This is a genomic window from Kribbella sp. NPDC051936 (genome assembly GCF_040680955.1).
In the GTDB taxonomy this organism is placed as follows: domain Bacteria; phylum Actinomycetota; class Actinomycetes; order Propionibacteriales; family Kribbellaceae; genus Kribbella.
Window position 1 is genome coordinate 655,769 of record NZ_JBFAXS010000001.1, and the last position, 24,218, is coordinate 679,986.

Annotated in this window: 24 protein-coding genes; 13 read left to right on the forward strand and 11 right to left on the reverse strand. The window is 69.1% G+C overall.

Annotation, left to right across the window (positions count from 1 at the left end):
* Nucleotides 1–132 precede the first annotated feature (132 nt).
* A complete protein-coding gene (locus AB0L64_RS03400) occupies nucleotides 133–1,641 on the forward strand; it encodes an alkaline phosphatase D family protein (protein ID WP_363707256.1) in 1,509 nt (502 codons plus the stop codon).
* A complete protein-coding gene (locus AB0L64_RS03405; RefSeq protein ID WP_363707258.1) occupies nucleotides 1,641–2,450 on the forward strand; it encodes a polysaccharide lyase family protein in 810 nt (269 codons plus the stop codon). Before AB0L64_RS03400 ends, AB0L64_RS03405 begins: the two co-directional genes overlap by 1 nt.
* Nucleotides 2,451–2,453: 3 nt before the next feature.
* Here AB0L64_RS03405 and AB0L64_RS03410 read toward each other — a convergent pair whose 3' ends face one another.
* The gene (locus AB0L64_RS03410; RefSeq protein WP_363707260.1) at nucleotides 2,454–4,034 is read right to left on the reverse strand and encodes an alkaline phosphatase D family protein; all 1,581 of its coding nucleotides are present in this window, start codon (nucleotides 4,032–4,034) and stop codon (nucleotides 2,454–2,456) included.
* Between the two features lie 157 nt (nucleotides 4,035–4,191).
* Between AB0L64_RS03410 and AB0L64_RS03415 the strand changes: the two genes are divergently transcribed.
* The 3 genes from AB0L64_RS03415 to AB0L64_RS03425 are packed head-to-tail and all read left to right on the forward strand — an operon-like array spanning nucleotide 4,192 to nucleotide 5,757.
* Nucleotides 4,192–4,422 carry a hypothetical protein gene (locus AB0L64_RS03415; RefSeq protein ID WP_355693036.1) on the forward strand — a complete coding sequence of 77 codons (231 nt, stop codon included), beginning with the start codon at nucleotides 4,192–4,194 and terminating at the stop codon, nucleotides 4,420–4,422.
* A complete protein-coding gene (locus tag AB0L64_RS03420; protein WP_363707262.1) occupies nucleotides 4,419–5,243 on the forward strand; it encodes a Fic family protein in 825 nt (274 codons plus the stop codon). Before AB0L64_RS03415 ends, AB0L64_RS03420 begins: the two co-directional genes overlap by 4 nt.
* A 31-nt stretch (nucleotides 5,244–5,274) precedes the next feature.
* The gene (locus tag AB0L64_RS03425; protein ID WP_363707264.1) at nucleotides 5,275–5,757 is read left to right on the forward strand and encodes a GNAT family N-acetyltransferase; all 483 of its coding nucleotides are present in this window, start codon (nucleotides 5,275–5,277) and stop codon (nucleotides 5,755–5,757) included.
* On the opposite strand, the gene AB0L64_RS03430 is transcribed toward AB0L64_RS03425, so the two are convergent.
* From AB0L64_RS03430 to AB0L64_RS03465, 8 genes are all read right to left on the reverse strand, one after another.
* Nucleotides 5,741–6,685, reverse strand: a complete 945-nt coding sequence (locus AB0L64_RS03430) for a hypothetical protein (RefSeq protein WP_363707266.1) — start codon at nucleotides 6,683–6,685, stop codon at nucleotides 5,741–5,743. The two genes, AB0L64_RS03425 and AB0L64_RS03430, sit on opposite strands and share 17 nt — an antisense overlap.
* Nucleotides 6,686–6,810: 125 nt before the next feature.
* The gene (locus AB0L64_RS03435) at nucleotides 6,811–7,884 is read right to left on the reverse strand and encodes a hypothetical protein (RefSeq protein ID WP_363707268.1); all 1,074 of its coding nucleotides are present in this window, start codon (nucleotides 7,882–7,884) and stop codon (nucleotides 6,811–6,813) included.
* Between the two features lie 74 nt (nucleotides 7,885–7,958).
* Nucleotides 7,959–9,398, reverse strand: coding sequence for a diguanylate cyclase (locus tag AB0L64_RS03440; protein WP_363707270.1), 1,440 nt, complete (start codon nucleotides 9,396–9,398; stop codon nucleotides 7,959–7,961).
* Between the two features lie 81 nt (nucleotides 9,399–9,479).
* Nucleotides 9,480–10,235, reverse strand: a complete 756-nt coding sequence (locus tag AB0L64_RS03445; RefSeq protein WP_363707272.1) for a sugar phosphate isomerase/epimerase — start codon at nucleotides 10,233–10,235, stop codon at nucleotides 9,480–9,482.
* A gap of 13 nt (nucleotides 10,236–10,248) precedes the next feature.
* Nucleotides 10,249–11,064: a sugar phosphate isomerase/epimerase gene (locus AB0L64_RS03450; RefSeq protein ID WP_363707274.1), complete on the reverse strand. Its 816-nt coding sequence runs from the start codon at nucleotides 11,062–11,064 to the stop codon at nucleotides 10,249–10,251.
* Nucleotides 11,061–12,206 (reverse strand): dihydrodipicolinate synthase family protein, encoded by a 1,146-nt coding sequence (locus AB0L64_RS03455; RefSeq protein WP_363707276.1) that lies wholly within the window; start codon nucleotides 12,204–12,206, stop codon nucleotides 11,061–11,063. Before AB0L64_RS03455 ends, AB0L64_RS03450 begins: the two co-directional genes overlap by 4 nt.
* Nucleotides 12,206–13,366 (reverse strand): Gfo/Idh/MocA family oxidoreductase, encoded by a 1,161-nt coding sequence (locus tag AB0L64_RS03460; protein WP_363707278.1) that lies wholly within the window; start codon nucleotides 13,364–13,366, stop codon nucleotides 12,206–12,208. Before AB0L64_RS03460 ends, AB0L64_RS03455 begins: the two co-directional genes overlap by 1 nt.
* An 11-nt stretch (nucleotides 13,367–13,377) precedes the next feature.
* Nucleotides 13,378–14,115, reverse strand: a complete 738-nt coding sequence (locus AB0L64_RS03465; protein ID WP_363707280.1) for a cupin domain-containing protein — start codon at nucleotides 14,113–14,115, stop codon at nucleotides 13,378–13,380.
* Nucleotides 14,116–14,316: 201 nt separating this feature from the next.
* Here AB0L64_RS03465 and AB0L64_RS03470 point away from each other — a divergent pair, with 201 nt between their 5' ends.
* Nucleotides 14,317–15,162 (forward strand): hypothetical protein, encoded by an 846-nt coding sequence (locus AB0L64_RS03470; protein WP_363707282.1) that lies wholly within the window; start codon nucleotides 14,317–14,319, stop codon nucleotides 15,160–15,162.
* Here AB0L64_RS03470 and AB0L64_RS03475 read toward each other — a convergent pair.
* Complete coding sequence (locus tag AB0L64_RS03475; protein ID WP_363707284.1) at nucleotides 15,149–16,552, reverse strand: FGGY family carbohydrate kinase; 1,404 nt, start codon at nucleotides 16,550–16,552, stop codon at nucleotides 15,149–15,151. The two genes, AB0L64_RS03470 and AB0L64_RS03475, sit on opposite strands and share 14 nt — an antisense overlap.
* 118 nt (nucleotides 16,553–16,670) lie before the next feature.
* Between AB0L64_RS03475 and AB0L64_RS03480 the strand changes: the two genes are divergently transcribed.
* The 7 genes from AB0L64_RS03480 to AB0L64_RS03510 are packed head-to-tail and all read left to right on the forward strand — an operon-like array spanning nucleotide 16,671 to nucleotide 23,559.
* Nucleotides 16,671–17,564: a nucleoside hydrolase gene (locus tag AB0L64_RS03480; protein ID WP_363707286.1), complete on the forward strand. Its 894-nt coding sequence runs from the start codon at nucleotides 16,671–16,673 to the stop codon at nucleotides 17,562–17,564.
* On the forward strand, nucleotides 17,561–18,853 hold the full coding sequence (locus AB0L64_RS03485) for an extracellular solute-binding protein (protein WP_363707288.1): 1,293 nt from the start codon (nucleotides 17,561–17,563) through the stop codon (nucleotides 18,851–18,853). The genes AB0L64_RS03480 and AB0L64_RS03485 overlap by 4 nt, the downstream gene beginning before the upstream one ends.
* 4 nt (nucleotides 18,854–18,857) lie before the next feature.
* Nucleotides 18,858–19,757, forward strand: coding sequence for a sugar ABC transporter permease (locus tag AB0L64_RS03490; RefSeq protein ID WP_363707290.1), 900 nt, complete (start codon nucleotides 18,858–18,860; stop codon nucleotides 19,755–19,757).
* Nucleotides 19,754–20,650, forward strand: coding sequence for a carbohydrate ABC transporter permease (locus tag AB0L64_RS03495; protein WP_355693010.1), 897 nt, complete (start codon nucleotides 19,754–19,756; stop codon nucleotides 20,648–20,650). The genes AB0L64_RS03490 and AB0L64_RS03495 overlap by 4 nt, the downstream gene beginning before the upstream one ends.
* Before the next feature lie 40 nt (nucleotides 20,651–20,690).
* Nucleotides 20,691–21,686: a sugar phosphate isomerase/epimerase family protein gene (locus tag AB0L64_RS03500; protein ID WP_363707292.1), complete on the forward strand. Its 996-nt coding sequence runs from the start codon at nucleotides 20,691–20,693 to the stop codon at nucleotides 21,684–21,686.
* Nucleotides 21,683–22,594, forward strand: coding sequence for a transketolase (locus tag AB0L64_RS03505; protein ID WP_363707294.1), 912 nt, complete (start codon nucleotides 21,683–21,685; stop codon nucleotides 22,592–22,594). Before AB0L64_RS03500 ends, AB0L64_RS03505 begins: the two co-directional genes overlap by 4 nt.
* Nucleotides 22,591–23,559: a transketolase C-terminal domain-containing protein gene (locus tag AB0L64_RS03510; RefSeq protein WP_363707296.1), complete on the forward strand. Its 969-nt coding sequence runs from the start codon at nucleotides 22,591–22,593 to the stop codon at nucleotides 23,557–23,559. Before AB0L64_RS03505 ends, AB0L64_RS03510 begins: the two co-directional genes overlap by 4 nt.
* Here AB0L64_RS03510 and ribB read toward each other — a convergent pair.
* Complete coding sequence (ribB, locus tag AB0L64_RS03515) at nucleotides 23,543–24,157, reverse strand: 3,4-dihydroxy-2-butanone-4-phosphate synthase (protein ID WP_363707298.1); 615 nt, start codon at nucleotides 24,155–24,157, stop codon at nucleotides 23,543–23,545. The genes AB0L64_RS03510 and ribB overlap by 17 nt on opposite strands.
* Nucleotides 24,158–24,218: the final 61 nt, after the last annotated feature.

Genomic DNA, 24,218 nt, shown 5'->3' on the forward strand with positions numbered 1-24,218 from the left:
CTGCGAAATCCAACAGGGATCTCCGCACGGATTCAGCACTCCGAGTGGACAATGCCGAGTCAAGGGCTTACAAAACGCAGAGAAGTTACGTAAGAATATGGCGGAACTCACCCCAGGAACGGAGCCCGCCCCGTGCCGTCCCGTCGTACCTTCCTCCAGCTCACCGGCCTCAGCGCGGCCTCGGTCACGCTTGGCGTCTCCGCCCCGGCGACCGCCGACGCGACGCCGGCCCGCCCGATCCCCGACGGCGCGTTCGCCCTCGGGGTCGCGTCCGGCGACCCGCGCCCGGACGGTTTCGTCCTCTGGACCCGCCTCGCCCCGACCCCGCTCGCCACCGACGGCCACGGCGGCATGCCCGCCGTCGACGTGCCGGTGCAGTACGAGGTGGCCGAGGACAGCGGCTTCCGGCACGTCGTACGGCGCGGGCTCGCGATCGCCTCGCCGGAACTCGCGCACGCCGTCCATCCGCAGGTGGCCGGGCTCCGGCCGGGACGCGAGTACTTCTACCGCTTCCGCGTCGGCACGCAACTCAGCCCGGTCGGCCGGACCAAGACCCTGCCGACGTACGGCGACCGGTTCACCTTCGCGACCGCGTCCTGCCAGGCCTGGTACCACGGGTACTTCGCGGCGCATCGCGACATCGCCCGCCGTGCCCCCGACGCGGTGTTCTTCCTCGGCGACTACATCTACGAGTACGGAATCGTTGCCGGTGACAACCTCTGGCGCGCGGGTGTCGCGGTCGGGCCGGAGCACGGCGTCGAGATCGAGACGCTCGAGCAGTACCGGCTGCGCTACAGCCTCTTCAAGACCGACCCCGATCTCCAGGCCGCGCATGCGGTCGCGCCGTGGTTCATGGTCTGGGACGACCACGAGGTGCAGAACAACTACGGCGCAGCCAACTCGTTGTACGGCGTACCGCCCGAGCTCTTCGTCCACCGCCGAGCCGTCGCGTACCGCGCGTACTACGAGAACGCCCCGCTCGCCCTCGACAGCCTCCCGCAGGGGCCGGACAGCCGCGTCTACCGCCGGTACGACATCGGCTCGCTGGCCAGGGTGCACCTGCTCGACACCCGCCAGTACCGCGACCCGCTGCCTGTCGACGAAGCCGACCGCGTCTCCGAGCAGCGCACCATCATGGGCGCCGAGCAGGAGGCCTGGCTGTACGACGGCCTGCGCAGCTCGCGCGCGTCCTGGAACATCGTCGCGGGCGGCGTCGTCCTCACCGCCGTCACCGACGACCGCACCGAACAGTGGGACGGCTATCCCGCCAACCGGCGCCGTGTGCTCGAGGCGATGGCCGGGGCCGGGACGTCGGTGATGCTCACCGGCGACATCCACCGCCATGTCGCGTCGGAGCTCCAGCTCGACGAGCGCACCGTCGGCGTCGAGCTGGTGTGCTCGTCGGTCGGCTCGAACGGCGACGGCACCGACACCGATACCTACGCGAAGGACTGGCTGCAGCACCCGAACATCAAGCTCTACAACGCTCGTCGCGGCTACGTGCACAGCACGATGACCCGCACCGAGCTGACCACCGAGTTCGTCAACTTCCCGTACATCCAGGCCGACGCCAACGCGCAGCCGAACATCCTCGCCCGCTTCCGCACGCCCGTCGCCGACCCCCGCCTGGAGGCCTTGTAATGCGTCGTCCACCAGCAATCACCGGTCTGCACGGCAGCGGCGGCATCCGGATCGTGACGCTCGACTGGAAGCCCGTGTCGTGGGCGACCGTCGTCGACCACTACGCCGTCTACGCCGACGGCGCCCTGATCGGCAAGACCGTGTACCCGCACTTCGTCCATCGCGGCCTCGGCTTCACCGGCGTCACCAGGTCCTACTCGGTCGTCACGGTCGATGCCGCAGGCAACCGGTCCGTGGAGTCCGCGGCCGCCGCCGTCGCCAACCTGACATCGGTGACGATCTCCGGTACGCCGGTGGCGACCGTCGGCACCTTCGACGGCAAGGGCTCCGAGCTGGCCCTCTCGCCGAAGGGCTACGCCCAGTATCCGACCCGCTTCCCGGCGGACGTCGACTACACGTTCGGTACGTCGACCCCGGCGGCGGACTGGTCGTACTTGCTGCCGGGGCCCGCCGACAAGTGGGCCGGCTCGAAGAACCACCGCGCGACGTTCCGCTTCGAGCTGCCCGCCGTACCGTCGCAGGATCTCGATCTCGCGCTCTGGCTGATCGACAGCCACGCCAGCTTGGCTGCATCGGCCCTGCTGACGGTCAACGGGGTCGAGGTCGGCCGGCTCGCCTTCGCGAACGGCGCGACGAAGGGCTCGACGATTGCCGACAGCACCTATCCCGGCTCGCCGCTGAAGCCGTCGTACCTCGAGCAGCCGTTGCCGCGGACGCTCTTCCGCCCAGGCGCCAACGTCCTCGAACTCTTCAAGGACGTCGGCTCCTGGATCGCGTACGACGCTCTCGGCCTCTTCGCCCGGCCCTGAGGATCAGCCGGCGTGGACGTGCGGGCGCCGGTCCTCGACGACGTACGTCGCGCGGGTGCTGATCGGGGCGCCCGGCGTGTCGACGTACGGCACGACGCGGAAGTCGTTGCGCCACTGGTGCTGGTCGACCGTGACCCGTGAGTACCCGCGCTGGGAGTTGAAGAACTTCAGGTGCGGGTTCGCGGCCAGGAACTGCTGTCCCTGGTCGGTCGTGTCGGCGCCGTTGCCGCCGCTGGTGATCGACGTACCGACGAACTCGGTGCCGACGGTCGCCGAGTCCGGGTCCGCGAAGTCGCGCTTCAGCTCGAGCGCGTAGTTCTGGTGCCGGTCGCCGGTGATCACCACCAGGTTGCGGACGCCGCTGTCCTGCGCGGCCGCGAGTACCTTGTTGCGCTCGGCAACGTACCCGTCCCACGGGTCCAGCCAGACGTGCGTCTCCGGGCCGGGCGTCCAGTCGGTCTGGCCCATCGGCGCCTGGTTGCCGAGGATCTGCCAGCGTGCGTGCGAGGTCCGGAACCCGTTCAGCAGCCACTCGCGCTGCTTGCCGCCGAGCATCGTGTTGTCCGGGTCGAACCGGTCGTCGCAGGTCGACGAGTCGCCGTCGCCGCACGGCTGGTCGCTGCGGTACTGGCGGGTGTCAAGGATCGTGAAGTCAGCGAGCCGGCCGTACGGCAGCCGCCGGTGGTACCGGATGTCCGGCCCGGCCGGCATCTGCTCGTGCCGCACCGGCATGTTCTCGTACAGGGCCTGGAACGCCTGCGCCCGGCGCGCGCGGAAGACCGCGGGGTCCTGGTCCGGCTCGGTGTCGATCTGGGAGATGTCGCCGGCCCAGTTGTTCTCCACCTCGTGGTCGTCGAACGTGTGGATCCACGGGTGCGCCGCGTGCGCGGCCTGCAGCGGGGCCTCGGTCTTGTACAGCGAGTACTGCAGCCGGTACCGCGCCAGGTCGAACGTCTCGGTGTGGAACCGCGGGTCGGTGGCGACGCCGCGCTTGTTGGTCCTCACCCCGGACTCGTACAGGTAGTCGCCGAGGTGCACGACGAGGTCGAGGTCCTCCCGGGCCATGTGGTCGTACGCCGTGAAGTATCCGTCCTGCCATGCGTTGCAGGACGCGAACGCGAACCGCAGCTCCCGCGGCTGTGCGAACGGGTGCGGCGTGGTGCGGGTCCGGCCGGTCGGCGACACCTCGGCGCCGGTGCGGAAACGGTAGTAGTACACGTGGTCCGGCTGCAGGCCCTGGACCTCCGGGTGGACCGAGTGGCCGAGCTCGGGGGTCGCGACGACGCTGCCGCGCCGGACGACGTGCCGGAAGTTCTCGTCCCGGGCGACCTCGTACTCGACGCGGACCGGCTTCGCGGGCATGCCGCCCTTCCCGTCCACGGCGTACGGGTCGGTGGCGAGCCGGGTCCACAGCACCACGCTGTTCCACTGCGGGTCGCCCGACGCGACACCGAGCGTGAACGGGTTGCCGGTGCCGGACGGGGCGGCGTACGTCGTCGAGGCGGTCCAGGCCCCGGTGCCGAGCAGTACGGCGGCGGAGCCCGCACCCCCGTACCCGAGGAAGCGACGGCGGGACACGGACATGGTTCCTCCAGATGCTGGGCGGTCGAAGCGGTGCCAGTGTTCTGGCGGAGAATGGCGGGGAGGTTAACGTGATCGTCCGGGAACTTAACGACAAGCGACGGTATGAATCCGGTCTTCGCTAGGCTTGCCCGAATTGCTAGCTACCGGGGAGTTACCAATGGCCTACGAACCTTGCCGTTACGCGCAGCGCTGGCCGGAGCTGTTCGAAGCGCTCGACGACGACCAGAAGCAGCGCGTCAGCGACGCACTGTCGAACAACCGGCTCGAGGGCTGGGAGCCGCAGCGCGACGACGTGGCCGACCTGGTCGACCGCGAAGCAGGCCGCATCGACACCGCCGAGTACATCCGCCGGACCATGGCGAAGGTGACCCGCGGCGGCTCGGCGTGACCCAGGAGGTTTCCGCGCAGCTCTCCGAAGAGGAGCAGTGGAGAGCCGCCGAGAAGGAGCGCTGGAACGCCTACCTGTGGGAGCCCGGCAGCTGCCTGCGGAACAAGCTCGACATCAAGAACCCGATCGAGCTGCACTTCGCCGAATACGCGCTGCGGGCCAACCGGCAGGCGGAGATCGACCGCGGTGAGGCCGACATCCCCCGCACCTACGACAAGGCGCACATCCAGGCGATCCACCGGCATCTGCTGCAGGACGTGTACGACTGGGCCGGCGAGTTCCGGAACGTCCAGATCCAGAAGCAGGGCAACGAGTTCGTTCCGCCGGGGCGGCTGGACGCGTGGACCGACAAGGTGAGCGCGAAGGTGCAGGACAAGGACTGGTCGACGATGTCGCGCGAGGAGTTCGTGCAGAGCATCTCCGAGGTCTACGCCTATCAGAACCTGACGCACCCGTTCCGCGAGGGCAACGGAGCCGCCGCCAAGGTGTTCGCCCAGCACGTGTCGGAGATGTCGCCGTACCGCCTCGACTTCGACAAGGTCGAGCGCGACGAGTGGAACGCCGCGGCCGACGCGTCGTACCCGAAGGACCTGGAGAAGAGCACGGACCCGGACCCGCGGGCGCTGTACGCCGTCTTCGACAAGATGACCGTCGAACGCGGCGCCGTGATCCGCGCCGACCCGGAACTGGCGGCGGCGTTGCAGCTGCAGAACTCGACGTACGCCGGCGTGGACGCCCAGCACACGACCGGCAGGGGCGAGCGTCCCGACACCCACGCCGTCGACCGGGTCGCCGAGCAGGAAACCGAACGCGAAAGCTGAGCGCGGGCGCCGCCGGTGCAGGATAGGCGGTATGCAGACCGACGAACGGATCCGCCGTGCCCGGCCGGACGACGTACCGGCGATCGTGGAGCTCGTGTACTCCCTCGCGGAGTACGAACGCGCCCGCCACGAGTGCCACCTGACCGCCGACCAGCTGCACACCGCACTCTTCGGCGCCACGCCCGCCGTGTTCTGCCACGTCGCGGAACACGAGGGCGAGGTCGTCGGCTGCGCGATCTGGTTCCTCAGCTTCTCCACCTGGCGCGGCGTCCACGGCATCTACCTCGAAGACCTCTTCGTCCGCCCCGAAACCCGCGGCACCGGCCTCGGCAAGGCTCTCCTCACCGCCCTCGCCCAGGAATGCGTCCGCAACAACTACGAACGCCTCGAATGGTCCGTCCTCAACTGGAACACCCCCGCTATCGACTTCTACAAATCCCTCGGCGCCACCCCCCAAGACGAATGGACCATCTACCGCCTCACCGACGAGGCCCTCACTAGCCTGGGTTCGTGAGGAACCGGCGCCGCAGTTCGGTGAGCAACTCGTTCTTGTCGGTGAACGGACTCGTTGCCAGCCACACCGTTTCGACGGCGGCCTGGAACGGGTCGTCGTTGAAGGTCGGGGTCACTACCGTCGACGTGTTCTCGTAGGGATCGCGGTTGTCGAACCACCCGTGGATCTGGGTGACGAGCCGAATGACTGGCATGCCCGGGCCTGGTTCGACCGGCAACTGCGGTCCGTTGAGGGTTTCGAACCAGCCGGCGCCGCTGTCCATCCGATCGAGCATGCCGGCGACCTGCTCGTTGCCGCCGTACCCGGCCTCCTCGCAGGCACGTCGCGCCGCCCAGCGAGCGATCGATTGCAGCGTCTCCGGCTCGGTCTGCTCGAGCATGTCCACCAAGGCCCGATCCAGCGCCGACAGCTCGCGGCAGTAGGGGGCACGCTCCATCCGCTCGGTCGGCAACGCCCCGCCCCAGGCCGCCATCCGTTCGGCCAGCCGTTCCGCCTCGGCCTGGCGGGCCTTCTCGCGCTTACGCTCGGCGAACTCCTCCGGCGTGGGTTGCTCGCGGGCGAACTTGTGGTGGTACGCCGCCTGCCGGCTCGTCTCCTTCACCACCCGATCAGGCGCCGGCCGCGCCGGCCAGAACTGCAGCAGGTACCGATCGACCGGCGGCTCGTCCATCGGCGGACCGGCTTGATGACCGGCATCCATACCCCAGGCGGAGTACCGAACCCGGTAGTCCACCCCCGGCTGGAGCTCCAGTGGCCACGACCCGCTCCCACCCCACGAGACCAGAGCGGCGTCCCCGATCGGCCGGTACGACGCCTCGACCACGTCCTCCGCGCTGTACTCGACCGACGGCATCCGCTCGTGCACCTCGACCGTGAACCCGACCTTGCCCGTATGCAACCCAGTGATCAGGAACAACTTCCCCGCCACCGCAGCACCACACAGCCCGTTCCGCTGCCCGGCAAAGCACTCCCCGAGATCAGCGAAGCCCTCCCCGCTCTCCACATAAATCTGCGCATAGGCAACCCACGCAGTTCCCGTCATCACCGTGCGCATCAGTTCGCCTGGCTGAGGTGAGGGAAGGACTCGCGGAGCTCGGTGACGACCCGGTGACCGTCGCCGACCGCGTCGATGGCGCGCAGTAGGGTATCGATGACTGCGTCCAGCGGGTCGTCGTCGTACGTCGAGTCGATCACCGTCAGCGCCTGCAGCGGCGCGCTCAGGTTGTGCGGCCAGGCACCGCCGAACGTGGACACCAGGATCGGGCCGTCGGTGTCGAAGGTGCCGGGCGGCGGACCGGTCAGCTCACGCGGATCGAGCCCCTCGTCCATCTGGTCCAGCCGCTGCGCGATCCAGTCGGTGCGGTCCAGCCCCGTGGCGACGCACCCCCGGCGAGCGGCCCATCGGGCGATCTTCACGAGTGTCTCCGGGGCGGCCCGATCCAGCTGGTCGAGGAGCGGCCGGTCGTACTGCACCAGCAGAATCGACATGTACTTGTCCCGGATCCGTTCGCTCGGGAGGCTCCCACCCCACGACTCCAACTCCGCGGCCCGGCGTTCCTCCACCTCGCGGACTTCACGCGCCCGCTGCATCTCCGCGCGCTGATCCGGAGTCGGCGGCGGAGGTGTCTTCCGCGCGACGCCGTGCCAGTACGCCGCGGTGCGGCTGCTTTCCTTCACCACCTCGTCCGGTGCCGGAGCCGCCGGCCAGAACTGCAGGAGGTACCGGTCGATCTCCGGCTCGTCCTCGTCCGGCGGAGCCGCATCATGGCCGGCGTCCATCCCCGAACCGCAGTAACGCACGCGGTAGTCCACCTGCGCCAGGTCCAGCGGCCAGTAGCCGCTGTCCCAACCACGCAGGGCGACGTCCCCGGCCGGCCGGAACGATGCCTCGACGATCTCCTCCCACCCCTCGTCGACCGGCGGCGCCTCGTCGTACAACTCGACGCCGAACCCGACCCGCCCGGTATGCATCCCGGTCACCAGGAACAGAGTGCCGGCCACCGTCGCGCCGCACAGGCCGTTCCGCTGGCCGCCGAAGCTCTCCGGTACCTCCGGGGAGCATTCACCGCTCTCGATGTAGATCTGCCCGTAGGCGACGTCGGCAGGCCCGGTCATCAAGGTGCGCATGGCTTAATCCCCCCAGGATCGTTGGTGCCGGGGTCCTTTCAACCACACTCCGGGGGTTCGCGCCAGTCGTGCGGCTAGGTACGGCGGCTCTTGGCGGCGTACATGGCCTGGTCGGCTTCGTGGAGGAGGGTGTCGAGGTCGGTGGTGGTGGGGGTGATGGGGACGGTGCCGACGCTGGTGGTGACCTCGACGGCGATGTTGGGGAGGGGGCGGCTGACGGCGGATTCGAGGCGGGTGATGAGGGTGGTGAGGTCGTCGCCGGAGATGTCCTCGGCGAGGACGGCGAACTCGTCTCCGCCGAGCCGGGCGACGGTGTCGCCGTGGCGGACGGCGGCGCTGAGGCGGGTGGCAATCTCGCGGAGTGCGCGGTCGCCGGCCTCGTGGCCGTAACCGTCGTTGACGAGTTTGAAGTGGTTGAGGTCGCAGAACAGCAGCGCGCCGGGGCGGCCGGTGATCCGGGTCTGTTCCAGGACCTTGGCGAATCGGTGCTGCAGGAGCCGGCGGTTCGGCAGGCCGGTGAGGGGGTCGTGCGCCGCGTGGTGCCGGAGCTCGCGCTCGGCGTCCTTGCGGGCCGTCACGTCGTCGATCTGGACCAGCAGGATCCGCGGCAGCCCGGCGCCTTGCTCGACGAGTGACGCCGTGCCGCCGAGCCAGATCGCGTTCCCGCTCGGCTGCGTGAACACCCGCTCGAACCGGTAGGTACCGTTGCTGGCGGCAAGTTTCTCCAGCTCGGTCCGGGTCTGCTCCGGCTCCTCGTCCCGCAGGAAGCTGACCAGCCGCGTCCCGATCAGCTGGTCCGGGGTGTAGCCGGTGATCCGGCAGAACGCGGCGTTCACGCGCAGGATGCGGCCCAGCTCGGGTCCGTCGAACGCGACCGTCGCCATCCCGTTCCCGGCGCCCTCGAAGACCAGCCGGAACGTCGCCTCGCTCGCCTCCAGGCGGGTCTTCTCGGCCAGCAGCCGGTCGGTCAACCGGGCTTTGTCGATCGCGAGCCCCGCCTGGGTGGCGAAGATCTCCAGCAGTTCCCGGTGGATCGGCCCCGGCCGCCGCTGGTCCTCGGGCAGGTCGACCGAGAGCATCCCGACCAGCTCGCCGTCGGAGGAGTACAGCGGCGCGAACAGCGCGTCCAGCGGGTGCCAGGCTTCCGGCGCGTCCGAGACCGGTACGTCGGGCACCCAGCCGGTGACCTCGCCCTCCGGCAGCCGCTCGTGCGGCACGAACCGGAGCTTGCCCCACTCGTCGGCGATCGCGAACTCGGCGTCGAACAGGTCCGCCGCGCTCACCTTCCCGAGCAGTGCCGACCGGGCCCCGGGCGACCCGGCCACGGCGATCACCTCGAACTTGCCGTCCGGGTGCCGGAGGTTCAGCACGGCGATGCCGAAGCCGAGCCCGTTCACGACCCCGTCGACGACCGCCTGCAGCGTCTCGGCAAGGCTCCGCCCGGCGCCCATCCGCGCGCTCACCTCGTACAAGCGCCGTACGGCGGACAGCCGGACCGTGGGCTCGTTCTGCACTCGTTGAGAATAAGCCGATTTCACCGGGGGTGAGCAGGTGTATGCACAGGTGACCCGGTTAAGCGTTTGCTATGAGATGCGTCAGTACCGCAATTCGGTCAGTCCGCGGTAGCTGCGCTCGGCCGACTGCCAGGCGTCGGCGGGCTTGTCGTGTTCGACCAGATACTGCTCGACACCGCCCGCCTCGGCGTGCGCGAACATCGCGCCGAAGTCGAGCTTCCCGGCCCCGACGTCCTCCCAGGAGCCGTCCGCGGCCATGTCCTTGACGTGCAGCGCCGGGAACCGGCCCGGGTGCTCCTGGAACAGCTTCGCCGGGTCGTGCCCGCCGTCCACCGCCCAGTACAGGTCCAGCTCGAACCCGAGCAGCTCCGGGTCCACGTCCAGCAGGATGTCGTACAGCACCTGCCCGTCGACCTCGTCGAAGTCCCGGCCGTGGTTGTGGAAGAGCAGCTTCAGGCCGTTGTCCCGCGCGACCTTGCCGGCCTCGGTGAACGCGGCCGCCGCGGTCCGGAAGCCCTCGACCGAGTGCAGCTCGGACGGAATCGACGGTACGACGGCCCACTGCGCGCCGAGCGTCTTCACGTCGGCCAGCGCACCGGCCCAGTCGTCGCTCAGCCGCGCGTACCCGACGTGCTCGAGCACGATCGCGAGCCCGGCGTCGTCCGCGAACCCGCGAATCTCCTCGGCGCTGTGGTCGAACCGCCCGCTCACCCCCACCGTGCGGTACCCGATCCCGGCGAGCCGCTTCAGCGTCCCCGGGTAGTCCTCGGCCAGCACGTCCCGCATCGTGTAGAGGTGCATGCCGATTCCGTCGGCAGGAATGGTCCGGTCAGTCATACAGGCTCCTTCGTCAGAGGACGTGTTCCTGGTACCTCGCCAGCGCCAGGTCGAAGACTTCCTGCCCCGGCGCGTCCCACAACTGCTGGTTGAAGATCTCGACCTCGATCGGTCCGTCGTACCCGGCCGCGTCGCAGGCCTCGCGCAGCCGGCGCAGCTCGATCGCACCGTCGCCCATCATGCCGCGCCCGAGCAGCGTGTCCGCGGGCAGCGGAACCACCCAGTCGCTGACCTGGTACGACACGATCCGCTCGCCGGCCCGCTCGATCTGCCGGTACACGTCCGCGTCCCACCACAGGTGGTAGGCGTCCACGATCACGCCCACCTGCGACGCCGGGAACTGCTCGGCGAGGTCGAGCGCGCCGCGCAGCGACGACACCACGCAGCGGTCCGAGCAGAACATCGGGTGCAGTGCCTCGACCGCCAGCGTGACGCCGCGCTCCTCGGCGTACGGCGCCAGCTCGGCGAGCCCGTCGCGCACCATCGCGCGCGCACCGTCGAGGTCGCGGGACCCGGCCGGGAGTCCGCCGCTGACGAGCACGAGGACCGGCGTGCCGACGGTCGCGGCCTCGTCGATCGCGCGCCGGTTGTCCTCGATCTTCGCCTTCCGCTCGGCGGCGTCGGTCGAGGTGAAGAAGCCGCTGCGGCACAGCGACGAGACTTTCAGGCCGGCGTCGGCGACCAGTTTCGCCGCCTGGTCGACGCCGTACTCCTGGATCGGCTCGCGCCACAGCCCGATCCACTCCAGCCCGGCCTTCGCGCTCGCCGCGACAACGTCCTCGAGCGGCCAGTACTTCGTGGTCGCCTGGTTGAGGCTGTACCGGTTCATGCGTCGATCCCGCCGACCCGCAACAGCTGCCGGAACCGGTCGACGGCCAGTTCCGGATTCGTCAGTACGCCGGCCTGGTCCGCGAGCCGGAAGGTGTCCGCCAGGTGCGGCAACGACCGGCCGGTCTGCAGACCGCCCACCATCGTGAACCCGGGCTGGAACCCGTTCAGCCAAGCCAGGAACGCGATCCCGGTCTTGTAGTAGTACGTCGGCGCGGAGAAGATCTGCCGAGCCAACGGTACGGTCGGCTGGAACACCCGCTCGTAGGTCTCCAGGTCACCGGCGTCCAACGCGTGCAGGGCTGCTGCCGCCGCCGGGGCGATCGCGGCGAAGATCCCGAGCAACGCGTCGCTGTGCCGCTCGCCGTCGCCGCGGATCAGCTCGGGGTAGTTGAAGTCGTCCCCGGTGTAGAGCCGGACGCGCGCGGGCAGGCAGTTGCGCAGGGCAACTTCCTTCGAGGCGTCGAGGAGGCTGATCTTGATCCCGTCGACCTTCTCGACGTCGGCGTTGATCAGGTCCACGACGATCGCGGCCGCGGAATCGAACGAGTCGCTGCCCCAGTACCCTTCCAAGGCGGGGTCGAACATCGGGCCCAGCCAGTGCAGGATCACCGGCTGGGTGGACTGGGCGAGAAGGCGGTCGTACACCTTGCGGTAGTCGTCCGGCGATGCCGCCGCCGCGCACAAGGCCCGGCTGGCCATCAGGATCGGCCGCGCGCCGACATCCTCGGCAACGGCCAACTGCTCTTCGTACGCACCGATGACCGCGTCCAGGGTGGCCGGACCCGCCAGTTGGTCGGTGCCGACGCCGACGGCGATCCTGCCGTCCGGCGCTTCGGCGGCGGACCGGCGGATCAGCTCCTGCGTTGCCTTCCAGTCGAGGCCCATGCCGCGCTGCGCGGTGTCCATCGCCTCGGCGACCGACAGGCCCAGCGACCACAGGTGCCGCCGGAACTCCAGCGTGTGCTCCCAGTCGATCACCGCCGGCGCCCCGGGCGCGTTGTCCCCGAGCGGATCCGCCACCACGTGCGCCGCGGCGAACGCGAGCCGCGAGTGCGCCGGCGAATAGGTGCCCCGGGCAACCGGCTCGCCGGTCAGCCGGTACCTCTCGAGTCCCCTGTGGACAGGAAGGTTCAGCTCCATCAGTTGGCCCCGAGATCGAGCGTCGGGACCTCGAGCTTGCGGCCCTCGTGCCACGACTTCAGACCCAGCTCGGCGAGCTGGACGCCCTTCGCGGCCTCGACGAAGTCCCAGGTGAACGGCGCGTCGTCGACCACGTGCCGCAGGAACATCTCCCACTGCACCTTGAAGCCGTTGTCCATCGGCTCGTTGTCCGGCACCGTCGCCCACTGGTCGCGGAACTTCTCGGTGACCGGGATGTCCGGGTTCCACACCGGCTTCGGGGTCGCGGACCGGTGCTGGACGCGGCAGTTGCGCAGGCCGGCGACCGCGGAGCCCTCGGTCCCGTCGACGTGGAACTCGACGAGCTCGTCGCGGAACACCCGCGTGGCCCAGGACGAGTTCAGCTGCGCGACGATCCCGCCCTCGAGCTCGAACACGCCGTACGCCGCGTCGTCGGCGGTCGCGGTGTACGGGTCGCCGTTCTCGTCGACGCGGGTCGGGATGTGCGTGGCGCCCTGGCAGTACACCGACTTCACGGAGCCGAACGTCTGGTCGAGCACGTACCGCCAGTGGCAGAACATGTCGAGGATGATGCCGCCGCCCTCTTCGGACTTGTAGTTCCAGGACGGCCGCTGCGCCTCCTGCCAGTCACCCTCGAAGACCCAGTAGCCGAACTCGCCGCGGACCGAGAGGATCCGGCCGAAGAACCCGCCGTCGACCAGCCGCTTCAGCTTCCGCAGGCCGGGCAGTGACAGCTTGTCCATCACCACGCCGTTCTTCAACCCGGAGTCGACCACGAGCTTGGCCAGGTCGACGGCCGCGTCCAGGCTCTCGGCGATCGGCTTCTCGCAGTAGATCGCCTTGCCGGCCTCGACCGCGGCCCGGACGCCCTTCTCGCGCAGCTGGGTGAGCTGGGAGTCGAAGTAGATCTCGACGTCCGGCTGGGCCAATGCCTCGGCCAGATCGGTGGTCCACCGCTCCAGCCCGTACTGCTCCGCGATCCGGCGCAGCTTGAGCTCGTTGCGGCCGACCAGGATCGGTTCGGGGATGATCATCGTGCCGTCGGCGGCGGGCAGTCCGCCCTGCTCCCGGATCGCCACGATGGAACGCTCGAGGTGCTGGCGCAGGCCCATCCGGCCGGTGACGCCGTTCATCACGATGCCGATGCGTCGCTCGTTCACAGTTCTACCTCTCACGCTCGGGTGGTGTCATAGACGTCGAGGCGGCCGCACATACCGTGTCGGCCGAACTCGGTGGGGGTCGGAAGTCGGTGGAGTTCGGCGGTCTGCAGGTGCGGCGCGGTGCCGGCCTCCAGCGCGTCCAGCGCGGCGCCGGTCTCGTCCGCGAGCCGCCGGGCGCCCTGCTCCCAGCGCTTGCGCCAGTCGGCGAGCTGCGGCCGCACGATCCGGACCGCTGCCGTGAAGAACTCGTCCAGCGCCGCGGGGCCTTCCGCCTCGTACCGCTCCCGCAGTACGGCGTATCCCTGGAGCGCGAGGTCGCGCCGAGCCATCGCCGACCGGGTACGAGCCTCGCCCTCGCCGGTCAGGGCGGTCGCCGCCAGGTACGTCTCGCGGTCGGCGAGGTATTCGGGCGGCAGCGTCAGGACGGCGTCGCCGGCCTCGGGAAGTCCGGAGTTGGACATCAGGGTGAGGATCTGCAGCCCGCCGTCGTTGACCAGCCGGTGGATCGTGCCGGGGTCGAACCAGACCACGGTTCCGGCCTGCAGCGGCGTCTCGGTGTAACCCTTCGTGTTCAGGGTCTGTACGGCGCCGGCGCCGGCGACCACGCAGTACCCCTCGGAGCACGCCAGGTGGACGTGCGGCGTCCCGCCGACCAGGCCGTCGGGTGCCTCGACGTCGTACACCGTCAGCTTCGAGATGCCGATGCCGCCGGGCAGAGCCGCAGCCGGCCCGGGCTCGAACTCACACATGGACGCCTCCCTCCCGCAGGCTTGGAAAGGGCTTTCCACCGCCTGTGATCGCAACCATAGGTGGGCGCCACGGCCGAGTCAACCTGCAACGGAAAGCGATCTCCGACACGCTGTGGAACGACTGGGAGGCCGAGTACGTCGTAGCCGGTCGACAAGACATTCGCCCTCCGGCCCTCGGGCCGGACTCTTGTGGAGGTGGTTATGGCCGACAGAATCAGCCGGCGGCAGGCGATGATGCTCGGTGGAGGTGCGCTGGTTGCACTCGGCTCGGCGGCCGGTGCGCAGCCGGCTTCGGCGGCACGGCCGGTGGAGCGGGGTGCGGCGGCGCAGGCGGGGACGGGGTGGTTCCAGCTACCCGTCGTGACGGCGAACATCGGGCGCAAGCACCTCGGCGCCCGGGAGGCCGCGATCACGGCCGTTCGCGGCGGTGACCCGGGGCATCGGCCGTGCGTCGGCTGGCAGGAGATCAGCGAGGGCGACTCGGGCGAGCCGCCGATGATCACGCGGCACTTCGGCAGCAAGTACCGCAACGCGTTCCTGCACGATCCGAAATCGTTCCGGGTGCCGATCTCGATCCCCGAGCCGTGGAAGATCGTGAACTCGAAGCGCACCTTCGTCCACGGCGGCATCGCCCACGTGACGCCGCCCCGGTACATCAACGAGGTGGTCGTCGAGCACAGCGCGCACCCGGGCCTGAAGTTCGCCCTGATCAACTCGCACTACATCGCGAACGCGTACAACGGCACCAAGAACCCGAATCTGCAGGACGAGTGGCAGCTGCACAAGAAGCTGCACCGCGAACGCGTGATGGCCCACCACAACCAGGGTCACCTGGTGATCTGGACCGCGGACACCAACAACCCCGGCTACGTGCGGGCCACCGGCCAGGACAGTGAGCACCGGGCCTTCTTCAAGGGCATCGACCGGATCAACTGGCTGCCCGGCGACGGCAAGGTCCGGCTGGACCTGGTCAACACCAAGGTGATCCCGATGAACGTCGACGGCCACGACGCCCGGCTGGCCGTGTTCCGGATCAAGCTCGCGTGACGCGGACCGTCGCGACCGCCTGAGCCCATTCCTCCCGGCGCCGGCCACGATCGCCCGCGCCGGGACCGGGCTCGAACGTCCGGTACGACCGCTTCCCCGCCCAGCCGGTCGTCGCACCGAGCTTCGTCCAGGCCAGCTCGGCGACGCCCAGAGCGGAAATCTCCGGTACGTCGGACGCCTCCACCGGATGACCGAGCAGATCAGCCTGGGTCTGCATGAGCAGGTCCGACACCGTCGCGCCGCCGTCCGCACGGAGGCTGCTGAGCGGGCCCGGGATCGTGTCCGCGATGTCGCAGATCTGATGCGCGACCGCGTCGACGGCCGCTCGCGCGATGTGCGCCCGCGTCGTCGAGCTGCTCATGCCGGTCAGGGCCGCCCGCGCTTCCCGGTCCCAGTGCGGTGCGCCGAGTCCCGCGAACGCCGGCACGAGGACGACGCCCTCCGCCGCCGGGACCGTCCCCGCGAGAGCCGTCAAGGCGCCGACGTCGGGAAGACCGAGCAGGTCCGCGGTCCAGGCGAGCGCGGCGCCGGACGACACGATGTTGCCTTCCAGCGCGTACACCGGCCGGTCGGTCAGCCAGGCGAGCGTGCATCCGCCCGGCGCGAACCCGTCCACCGGCGTCATCACCGACGAGCCGGTCCCGTACGTCGCCTTCACCAGACCCGCTTCGGTACACCCTTGCCCGTACATCGCCGCATGCGAGTCCGCGAGCACGGCGACGATCGGGATCCCGTCGCCCAACCCCGGTACGCCCTTCGTCAGCCCGAATCCGGCGTTCGACGGGCGCACGTCGGGCAGCGCCGCCCGCGGTACGCCGAACGCTTCGAGCAGCTCGTCCGACCAGGCCAGGGTCGTCAGGTCGTACAGCAGGGTACGAGAGGCATTGCCGGCCTCGGTCAGATGCTCCTGGCAACCGGTCAGCCGGTAGATCAACCACGCGTCGACGGTCCCGACCAGGCAGTCGGACCGGTCGCGAAGCCAGCGCATCTTGGGCGCGGAGAACATCGCGTCCACGCGCAGGCCGGTACGCCGACGGACCAGGCCGTCGACCGTCGGCGGTAGTTGGGCACACCAACTACTGGTGCGAACGTCCTGCCAGCCCAGAACCGGACCCACGGGTTCGCCCGAGGAGTTCCAGCCGACAACAGACTCGCGCTGAGTGGACAACGCGACCGCCACGATCTCCGCTGCGCCGCCCGTGAGGCAGGTGGTGATTGCCCGCAGGACGCTCCGCCACAGATTCTCGGCGTCTTGTTCGACCCAGCCGGGGCGGGGCGTCGAGAGGTCGACCGGGGCCGAGCCGGTGCTGAGCACGGTTCCGTCGGCGGCGACCAGGACCGCCTTGGAGTTGGTCGTGCCCTGGTCGATCGCGAGTACCGCCTGGACCATCGGCCCTCCAAGTTTCAACTGAGCTCTTGACGTGACTCTAGCCGCGTGGTGACACTCATGGCGACAGGCTATGCAGTAGTGAATATCTATTCGCACCATAAGAGTCGGAGGAGACCGCGTGAAGCCGAGCAGACGCCGGGTGATCATCAACACCGATGCCAAGAACGAGGCGGACGACCAGTTCGCGATCGTGCACGGGCTGCTGTCGCCCACCTTCGACGTCCGCGGCCTGATCCCCGCGCACTTCGGCACCCGCCGGTCGGATCGCAGCATGGAGGAGTCCCGCGAGGAGATCGACCTGCTGCTGGACCTGCTGGACCTGACCGGCCGGGTCACCGTCGCGAACGGCGCTCCGACCGGCATCCCGGACGAGCAGACCCCGCTCGACTCGCCCGGTGCGCGGCTGATCGTCGAGGAGTCCAAGTTGGCCTCCGACGGTGACCCGCTGTTCGTGTCGTTCCTCGGGCCGCTCACCGACATGGCCTCGGCGATCCTGCTCGACCCGGAGCTCGTCCGTCGGAACGTGATCGTGATCTGGATCGGCGGCCGCGGCTACAACGGCTACGCCGCCGACCACCGGATGGAGTTCAACCTGTCGAACGACATCCACGCGGCCAATGTCGTGTTCGGGTCCGGGATCACGGTCTGGCAGGTCCCGAGCGACGTCTACACGAAGGTCTCGGTCAGCTACGCCGAGCTCGAGGAGAAGATCGGCGACGCCGGTCGGCTCGGCAAGTACCTGATCGAGCAGCTGGTGCAGTGGAACGCCACCTGGCACGGCGAGCCGATCGAGTCCCGCTCCCTCGGCGACTCGCCCGCCATCTCCTTGATGCTCTACCCGCACAGCGGCAACTTCCGGACCCGTCCGGCGCCGCGCTTCGGTGTCGACGGCTGGTACCTGCCCGGCACCGACAACCCCATCCAGGTCTGCGAGCAGGTCGACGTCCGGTTCCTGCTCGAGGACATGTTCGCCAAGATCCGCCGTTTTGCCCGCCTAAGGAGCAACTCATGAGCAACCTCTCCCGCCGGGGATTCCTCGGTCTCACGTCCGCCGCCGCGCTCGGCGCCGGTCTGTCCGCCTGCACGGGCGGTGGTACGTCGACCGGCGGGGGAGCCACTCAGGCAGCGTCGAACAACCTGCGGCTGTTCACCTACGAGGGTGACGAGACGATCGGGTTGCTGAAGGCGCAGGTGAAGAAGTTCGACGAGCAGAACGGGACCACGACCACGGTCGACAGCCTGCCCGGTTCGGGGGCGGCGGTGTACCCGGACAAGCTGCGTACGGAACTGCTCGGCGGCAAGGGCCCGGACGTCTGGCGGATCTGGGGCGGCCAGATCGGAGCGCCGTTCGCGAAGGCCAAGCAGGCGCTCGACCTGACGCCGTACTACTCCAAGTACGGCTGGGACTCGAAGATCAACACCCAGGCGATCGGCGGGATGACCTTCGAGGGGATGAAGGCCGGGGTGCCGTTCGTGTCCCTCGGGATCGGTGCCTGGTACAACAAGTCGCTGTTCGCGAAGGCCGGCGTCAGCGGCCCGCCGAAGACCTATGCCGAGCTGGAGGCGATCAACGACAAGCTGGTGGCCGTCGGAGTGACGCCGCTCGGGACCGGCGGCAAGTACGGCTGGCACATCATGAGGCTGTTCGAGTACCTGCTCGAGCACACGGCGGGACCGGAACTGCACGACAAGCTGCTGACCGGCGCCGAGAGCTGGGACCGGCCCGAGGTGGTCGAGGCGTTCGCGCTGTTCAAGAAGTGGCAGGACAAGAAGTGGCTGCCGCAGGGCGCGCTCGGTCTCGACCCGGCCGACATCGAGCCGGCGTACGTCCAGGGCAAGACGGCGTACACGATCACCGGACCGTGGACCGAGGCCGCGGCGATCCTGTCGGCGAAGAAGAGCTCGTCGGCGTTCGGCAACTTCGAGCTGCCGACCGACAAGAGCCCGGCCCGGCACTCCGGGTTCGTCGAGGGCTACATGATCAACGCGAAGTCCGGCAACGCGGACAAGGCCGCGGCGCTCATCGACTTCATCATCCAGCCGGCCACCCAGAAGGCGCTGCAGGTGACTGCCTCCACGGTCAAGGGCGCCGAGCCCGACCCGAAGACGCTGCCGCTGGCGGCCGAGTGGGCGCAGAAGTACGGCAGCAACCCGTTCTACACGATCCAGGACCAGGCGTTCCCGAAGAAGCAGGCCGACCAGTACTTCAGCGTGCAGAGCGACCTGCTGCAGGGCTCGGTCGCGCCGGACGCCGCGGCCAAGAAGATGCAGGAGATCGTCTCCGCCTGGGCGAAGAGCTGAGCGCATGGCCACCTCAGTCGCAGTCGCCAAACCGAATCGCGGTGGCCGCTGGTCGCCGTGGTTGTTCGCCCTGCCGGCCCTGGCGGTCTACGTCGCGTTCCTGGTGTACCCGGCGTTGTCGTCACTGTGGTTCAGCCTGACCAACTGGGACGGCCTGAGCGCGACGTACAAGTTCGTCGGGCTGGACAACTACTTCAAGCTGCCGCAGGACCCGGTGGTCGTCACCGCGGTGAAGAACAACCTGATCTGGACCGTGGTCACGATCGCCGTACCGACCGTGATCGGGCTGCTGCTGGCGATCGCGCTGAACGGCAAGGTGCACGGCAAGCCGATCCTGCGGCTGATCTTCTACACGCCCGCGGTGCTGCCGCTCGTGTCCATCGCGAGCATCTGGGGCTGGCTGTACAACCCGCAGTACGGCGCGATCAACTCGTTCCTGCGGCTGATCGGGCTGGACGGGCTGGCGCAGGCGTGGCTCGGGCAGGACTCGACCGCGCTGTGGGCCGTGATGGTGCCGGCGATCTGGTTGCGCACCGGGTTCCCGATGCTGCTCTACCTGGCCGCGCTGCAGGGCATCCCGAACGAGCTGTACGAGGCCGCGACCGTCGACGGCGCGACGAAGTGGCAGCAGTTCTGGCACGTGACGATGCCGAGCCTGCGGCCGGCGCACTACATCGTGCTGGCGCTGTCGCTGATCGACTCGTTCAAGGTCTTCGACATGATCTACGCGATGACGTACGGCGGTCCCGGGACGTCGACGCAGGTGATGGGGACGTGGATGTACTTCAACGTCTTCCAGTACTACCAAGCCGGCTACGGCACCGCGATCGCCGTCGTGATCACGCTGGTAGCAATCGCGGTAGGCATCCCGTACGTCCGCTCCCAGACGAGGGAGGCCTCATGACCACCATTGCCCCGGCCCAGGTGACCGCGCCGGCTCAGGCCGCCGCCACCGAACCGATCAGTTCCGGTCCCAAGGGTCGTCGCGGTCTGGTGATGACTCTCGTCCTGGCAGTGATAGCGCTCTTCTGGATCTCACCGCTGGCACTGCTGGTGATCACCGCGGTACGCCCGCTGTCCGACTTCATCGGCAACGGGCCGCTGTCCTGGCCCGATCAGCTCACCTGGTCCAACTTCAAGGACGCGTGGGGCATCGGCAACTTCGCCACGACGTACAAGAACAGCGCGATCCTGGCCGCGATCAAGGTGCCGCTCGGCGTGCTGGTGTCGGCGATGCTCGGGTTCGCGCTGGCCAAGCTGCGGATGAAGTTCCGCCGGACGGTGATGTTCTCGGTGTTCCTCGGGCTGACGATCCCGATCTACATCACGATCGTGCCGGTCTTCATCATGATGCGGCAGGCCGGTGCGACCGACAGCATCTTCGGGCTGATCGGGCCGTACCTGGCCTTCGGCATCCCCTTCGAGGTGCTGGTGCTGCAGTCGTTCTTCCGGCAGCTCCCGGACGAGATCATCGAGGCCGCCCGGGTGGACGGCGCCGGCGACTGGCGGGTGTTCTTCACGATCATCCTGCCGCTGTCGGTGCCGGCGCTCGTCACGGTGGCGATCCTGGACGCTGTCGCGACCTGGAACGAGTTCCTGTTCGCGCTGATCCTGCTGAACTCCGACGCGCACAAGACCATCCCGGTCGGGCTGCTGAACTTCCAGGGCCAGTTCGCCAACAACAACACCGGCCTCGCGGCAGGCATCCTGATCGCCGTCGTGCCGATCCTGATCGCTTACACCCTCCTTCAGCGCTGGATCGTCGGCGGCCTCACCGCCGGCTCGCTGAAGGGCTGACACCGCCCCACACCGCCCCATGACAAGGAGAATCGAAACCATGACAGACATGCCGGTCTTCGGCGCGGGTATCTGGCACTTCGCCACCTACAAGGACCGTTACGCCACCGACGGGTACGGCGAGCCCGTCGGGCTGCTGGAGCAGATCGACCGGGCCGGTGCCGTCGGCGACCTGTCCGTCGTCGACCTGAACTGGCCGTTCGCCGGGTACGACGGCACGCTCGACGAGGTCAAGTCCGCGCTGCAGCGGAACAACCTGAAGGCGATCGCGATCACGCCGGAGATCTACACCAAGGACTTCGTCAAGGGGTCGTTCACGAACCCGGACCCGAAGGTCCGTCAGCAGGCGCTGGAGCTGTTGCACCAGGCAACCGAGCTGGCCAAGGACCTGGGCTGCTCGTACGTGAAGCTGTGGCCCGGCCAGGACGGCTGGGACTATCCGTTCCAGGTCAACTACCACGACATCTGGAACCTGGCGCTGGACGGTCTCAAGGAGTTGGTGTCGGCGCACCGCGACATCAACTTCGTGATCGAGTACAAGCCGCGTGAGCCGCGGGTGAAGATCATCTTCCCGAACGTCGCGCGCACGCTGCTCGGCATCGAGAAGATCGGCCTGCCGAACCTCGGCATCCTGCTCGACTTCGGCCACTCGCTGTACGGCCAGGAGACGCCGGCCGACGCGGCGCAGCTGGCGATCGACTACGGCCGGCTGTTCGCGATCGACGTCAACGACAACCTGCGCGGCTGGGACGACGACATGGTGGTCGGCTCGGTGCACCTGGTCGAGACGTTCGAGTTCTTCCACACGCTGCGCCGGAACAACTGGGACGGCGTCTGGCAGCTCGACCAGTTCCCGTTCCGCGAGGACAGCGTGCAGGCCGCGAAGCAGGCGATCACCTTCCTGAAGGCGGTGCACCACGCGCTCGACGTCCTGGACGAGGAGGCGCTGGCGGCGGCACAGGCGTCCCACGACGCCCTCGCCGCGCAGAAGCTGGTCCAGAAGGTCCTGCTGAGTTCGATGGCGGAGATCGTATGACGCTGACCGTCGAGCACGCGACGCTGCCGGTCCTCGGACGGCTGCCGATCCACAGCAGCCGCGCCGAGCAGATCGTGCACATCGCCGAGGCCGCCAAGCAGATCCGGATCCAGGACCTGAAGCTGGTCCACCACGCCGGCGCCGGGCACATCGGCGGTGACTTCTCCGCGATCGACATCCTGGCAACGCTGTACGGCGCCGTGCTCGACATCTCGCCCGACGCGGTCGACGACCCGGAGCGGGACCGCTTCATCCTCAGCAAGGGCCACGTCGCCGGGGCGCTCTACACGACGCTCGCGGCGTTCGGGTTCCTGCCGGTCGCGGAGCTCGCGACGTTCCTCAAGCCGCTGTCCGCGCTGAACGGGCACCCGAACCGGAACAAGGTGGCCGGCGTCGAGGCGAACACCGGCCCGCTCGGGCACGGCCTGCCGGTCGCGGTCGGCCATGCCCTGTCGGCCAAGCTCGACGTCTCGCTGCGGCGGACGTACGTACTCGTCGGCGACGGCGAGCTGCAGGAGGGGTCGAACTGGGAGGCGATGATGGCGGCCTCGCAGTACCAGCTCGACCGGCTGACCGTGATCGTCGACCGGAACCGGCTGCAGCAGGGTGCGACCACCAAGGAGACCAACGACCTCGACCCGCTGCCGGAGAAGGCGGCCGCGTTCGGGTTCGCGGTGGTCGAGGTGAACGGCCACGACCACGGCGAGCTGCTCGACGTGCTGTCCGCCGTACCGTTCCGCCCGGGCAAGCCGACCTTCGTGATCGCCCACACGCACAAGGGCCACCCGATCTCGTTCATGAGCAACAACGTCGCCTGGCACCACCGGGTGCCGGACGCGGCGGAGTTCCAGCAGGCGCTGACCGAGCTGGAGGCTGTTGTTCCCGGATTTGCCAAGGAGCCGGCATGACCGCCGTACAAACCCCTTCCATCGCCGACCAGCCACGGTACGACTGCCGGGACGCGTACGTCGAGACGCTCGCGGAGCTCGCCGAGGCCGATCACCGGATCGTGGGTGTGGTCAACGACTCCGTCGGGTCGAGCAAGCTGAACAGCTTCCGCAAGGCGTTCCCGGACCGGCTGATCAACGTCGGCATCGCCGAGCAGGACATGGTCGGGGTCGCGTCCGGGCTGGCCAACGGCGGCCGGATCCCGTTCGTGTCGGCGGCGTCCTGCTTTCTCACCGGACGTGCGCTCGAGCAGATCAAGGCCGACGTCGCGTACTCGAACACCAACGTGAAGCTGTGCGGGATGAGCCCGGGCGTCGCGTACGGCGAGCTCGGCCCGACACACCACTCGATCGAGGACATCGCTTGGCTGCGCGCGATCGACGGCCTGCGGATCGTCGTGCCGGCGGATCCGGTCGAGACCGCGGCCGCGCTGCGCTGGGCGGCCGCCGCGCACGGGCCGGTGTTCATCCGGGTCAGCCGGATGAGCGTGCCGAAGGTGTACGGCGACGACTACGAGTTCCGGCTCGGCAAGGCGATCACGGTCCGCGAAGGCAACGACGTGACCGTGATCAGCAACGGGACCGTGCTGTGGCGGGCGCTGGCCGCCGCGGAACGGCTCGCCACGGAAGGGATCTCGGCCCGGGTGCTGTCGATGCCGACGGTGAAACCGCTGGACGTCGACGCCGTGGTCGCGGCCGCGCGGGAGACGGCCGGCATCGTGACCGCCGAGGAAGCGGTGCCGGGCGGCGGGCTCGGCGGCGCGGTCGCGGAGACCGTCGTCCAGCACCACCCGGCCCGGGTGTCGATCCTGGGCATCGGCGAGTTCGCGCCGACGGGGTCGGCCGGCTACCTGCTCGACCGGTACGGCCTGTCCGCGGACGGCATCGCCGACGCCGCCCGCAAGCTGCTCAGGCCAGGTAGCTGACGAGATCCGCGATCGAGATCATCGCGAAGCCATGAGTGTCGGCGAAACCGCGCAGGTCGGCGCCGGTCATCAGGGTGCCGTCGTCGTTCATGAGCTCGCCGATCACGCCGACCGGCGGCAGTCCGGCCAGCCGGACGAGTTCGACGGTGGCCTCGGTGTGACCGGGCCGCTGCCGGACTCCGCCGTCGACGGCACGCAACGGCAGGATGTGGCCGGGCCGGATCAGGTCCGCGCGCTGCGCCGAGGGATCGGCCAGCACGCGGACGGTCCGCGCCCGGTCCGCGGCGGAGATGCCGGTGCCGACGCCGGTCGCCGCGTCGACGGACACGGTGTACGCCGTCCGCAGGCTGTCCTGGTTGTCCGGCACCATCAGCGGCAACTCGAGCCGGTCCAGGATCTCCGGCGCGGCGGGCGCGCAGACGTAGCCGCTGGTGTGGCGGACGAGCAGGGCCATCAACTCGGGGGTCGCGAGGCTCGCGGCGAAGGTCAGGTCGCCCTCGTTCTCGCGGTCCTCGTCGTCGACGACCACCACGGGTCGCCCGACGGCGATCTCGGCGACGGCGCGCTCGATGGTGTCCAGGCTGGTGACGGTGTTCACGGTCGTTGTCCTCTCGGCAGTGCACGCAGAGCACTCCGGGGGCAACGACAAGCCCACGCCC

What these genes read in the sequence shown, in the direction of transcription:
- AB0L64_RS03405 (WP_363707258.1), top strand. Translation starts at nt 1,641, where the DNA reads ATGCGTCGTCCACCAGCAATCACCGGTCTGCACGGCAGCGGCGGCATC.
- AB0L64_RS03410 (WP_363707260.1), bottom strand. Translation starts at nt 4,034, where the DNA reads ATGTCCGTGTCCCGCCGTCGCTTCCTCGGGTACGGGGGTGCGGGCTCC.
- AB0L64_RS03415 (WP_355693036.1), top strand. Translation starts at nt 4,192, where the DNA reads ATGGCCTACGAACCTTGCCGTTACGCGCAGCGCTGGCCGGAGCTGTTC.
- AB0L64_RS03425 (WP_363707264.1), top strand. Translation starts at nt 5,275, where the DNA reads ATGCAGACCGACGAACGGATCCGCCGTGCCCGGCCGGACGACGTACCG.
- AB0L64_RS03435 (WP_363707268.1), bottom strand. Translation starts at nt 7,884, where the DNA reads ATGCGCACCTTGATGACCGGGCCTGCCGACGTCGCCTACGGGCAGATC.
- AB0L64_RS03445 (WP_363707272.1), bottom strand. Translation starts at nt 10,235, where the DNA reads ATGACTGACCGGACCATTCCTGCCGACGGAATCGGCATGCACCTCTAC.
- AB0L64_RS03450 (WP_363707274.1), bottom strand. Translation starts at nt 11,064, where the DNA reads ATGAACCGGTACAGCCTCAACCAGGCGACCACGAAGTACTGGCCGCTC.
- AB0L64_RS03455 (WP_363707276.1), bottom strand. Translation starts at nt 12,206, where the DNA reads ATGGAGCTGAACCTTCCTGTCCACAGGGGACTCGAGAGGTACCGGCTG.
- AB0L64_RS03465 (WP_363707280.1), bottom strand. Translation starts at nt 14,115, where the DNA reads ATGTGTGAGTTCGAGCCCGGGCCGGCTGCGGCTCTGCCCGGCGGCATC.
- AB0L64_RS03470 (WP_363707282.1), top strand. Translation starts at nt 14,317, where the DNA reads ATGGCCGACAGAATCAGCCGGCGGCAGGCGATGATGCTCGGTGGAGGT.
- AB0L64_RS03475 (WP_363707284.1), bottom strand. Translation starts at nt 16,552, where the DNA reads ATGGTCCAGGCGGTACTCGCGATCGACCAGGGCACGACCAACTCCAAG.
- AB0L64_RS03485 (WP_363707288.1), top strand. Translation starts at nt 17,561, where the DNA reads ATGAGCAACCTCTCCCGCCGGGGATTCCTCGGTCTCACGTCCGCCGCC.
- AB0L64_RS03490 (WP_363707290.1), top strand. Translation starts at nt 18,858, where the DNA reads ATGGCCACCTCAGTCGCAGTCGCCAAACCGAATCGCGGTGGCCGCTGG.
- AB0L64_RS03495 (WP_355693010.1), top strand. Translation starts at nt 19,754, where the DNA reads ATGACCACCATTGCCCCGGCCCAGGTGACCGCGCCGGCTCAGGCCGCC.
- AB0L64_RS03500 (WP_363707292.1), top strand. Translation starts at nt 20,691, where the DNA reads ATGACAGACATGCCGGTCTTCGGCGCGGGTATCTGGCACTTCGCCACC.
- AB0L64_RS03505 (WP_363707294.1), top strand. Translation starts at nt 21,683, where the DNA reads ATGACGCTGACCGTCGAGCACGCGACGCTGCCGGTCCTCGGACGGCTG.
- AB0L64_RS03510 (WP_363707296.1), top strand. Translation starts at nt 22,591, where the DNA reads ATGACCGCCGTACAAACCCCTTCCATCGCCGACCAGCCACGGTACGAC.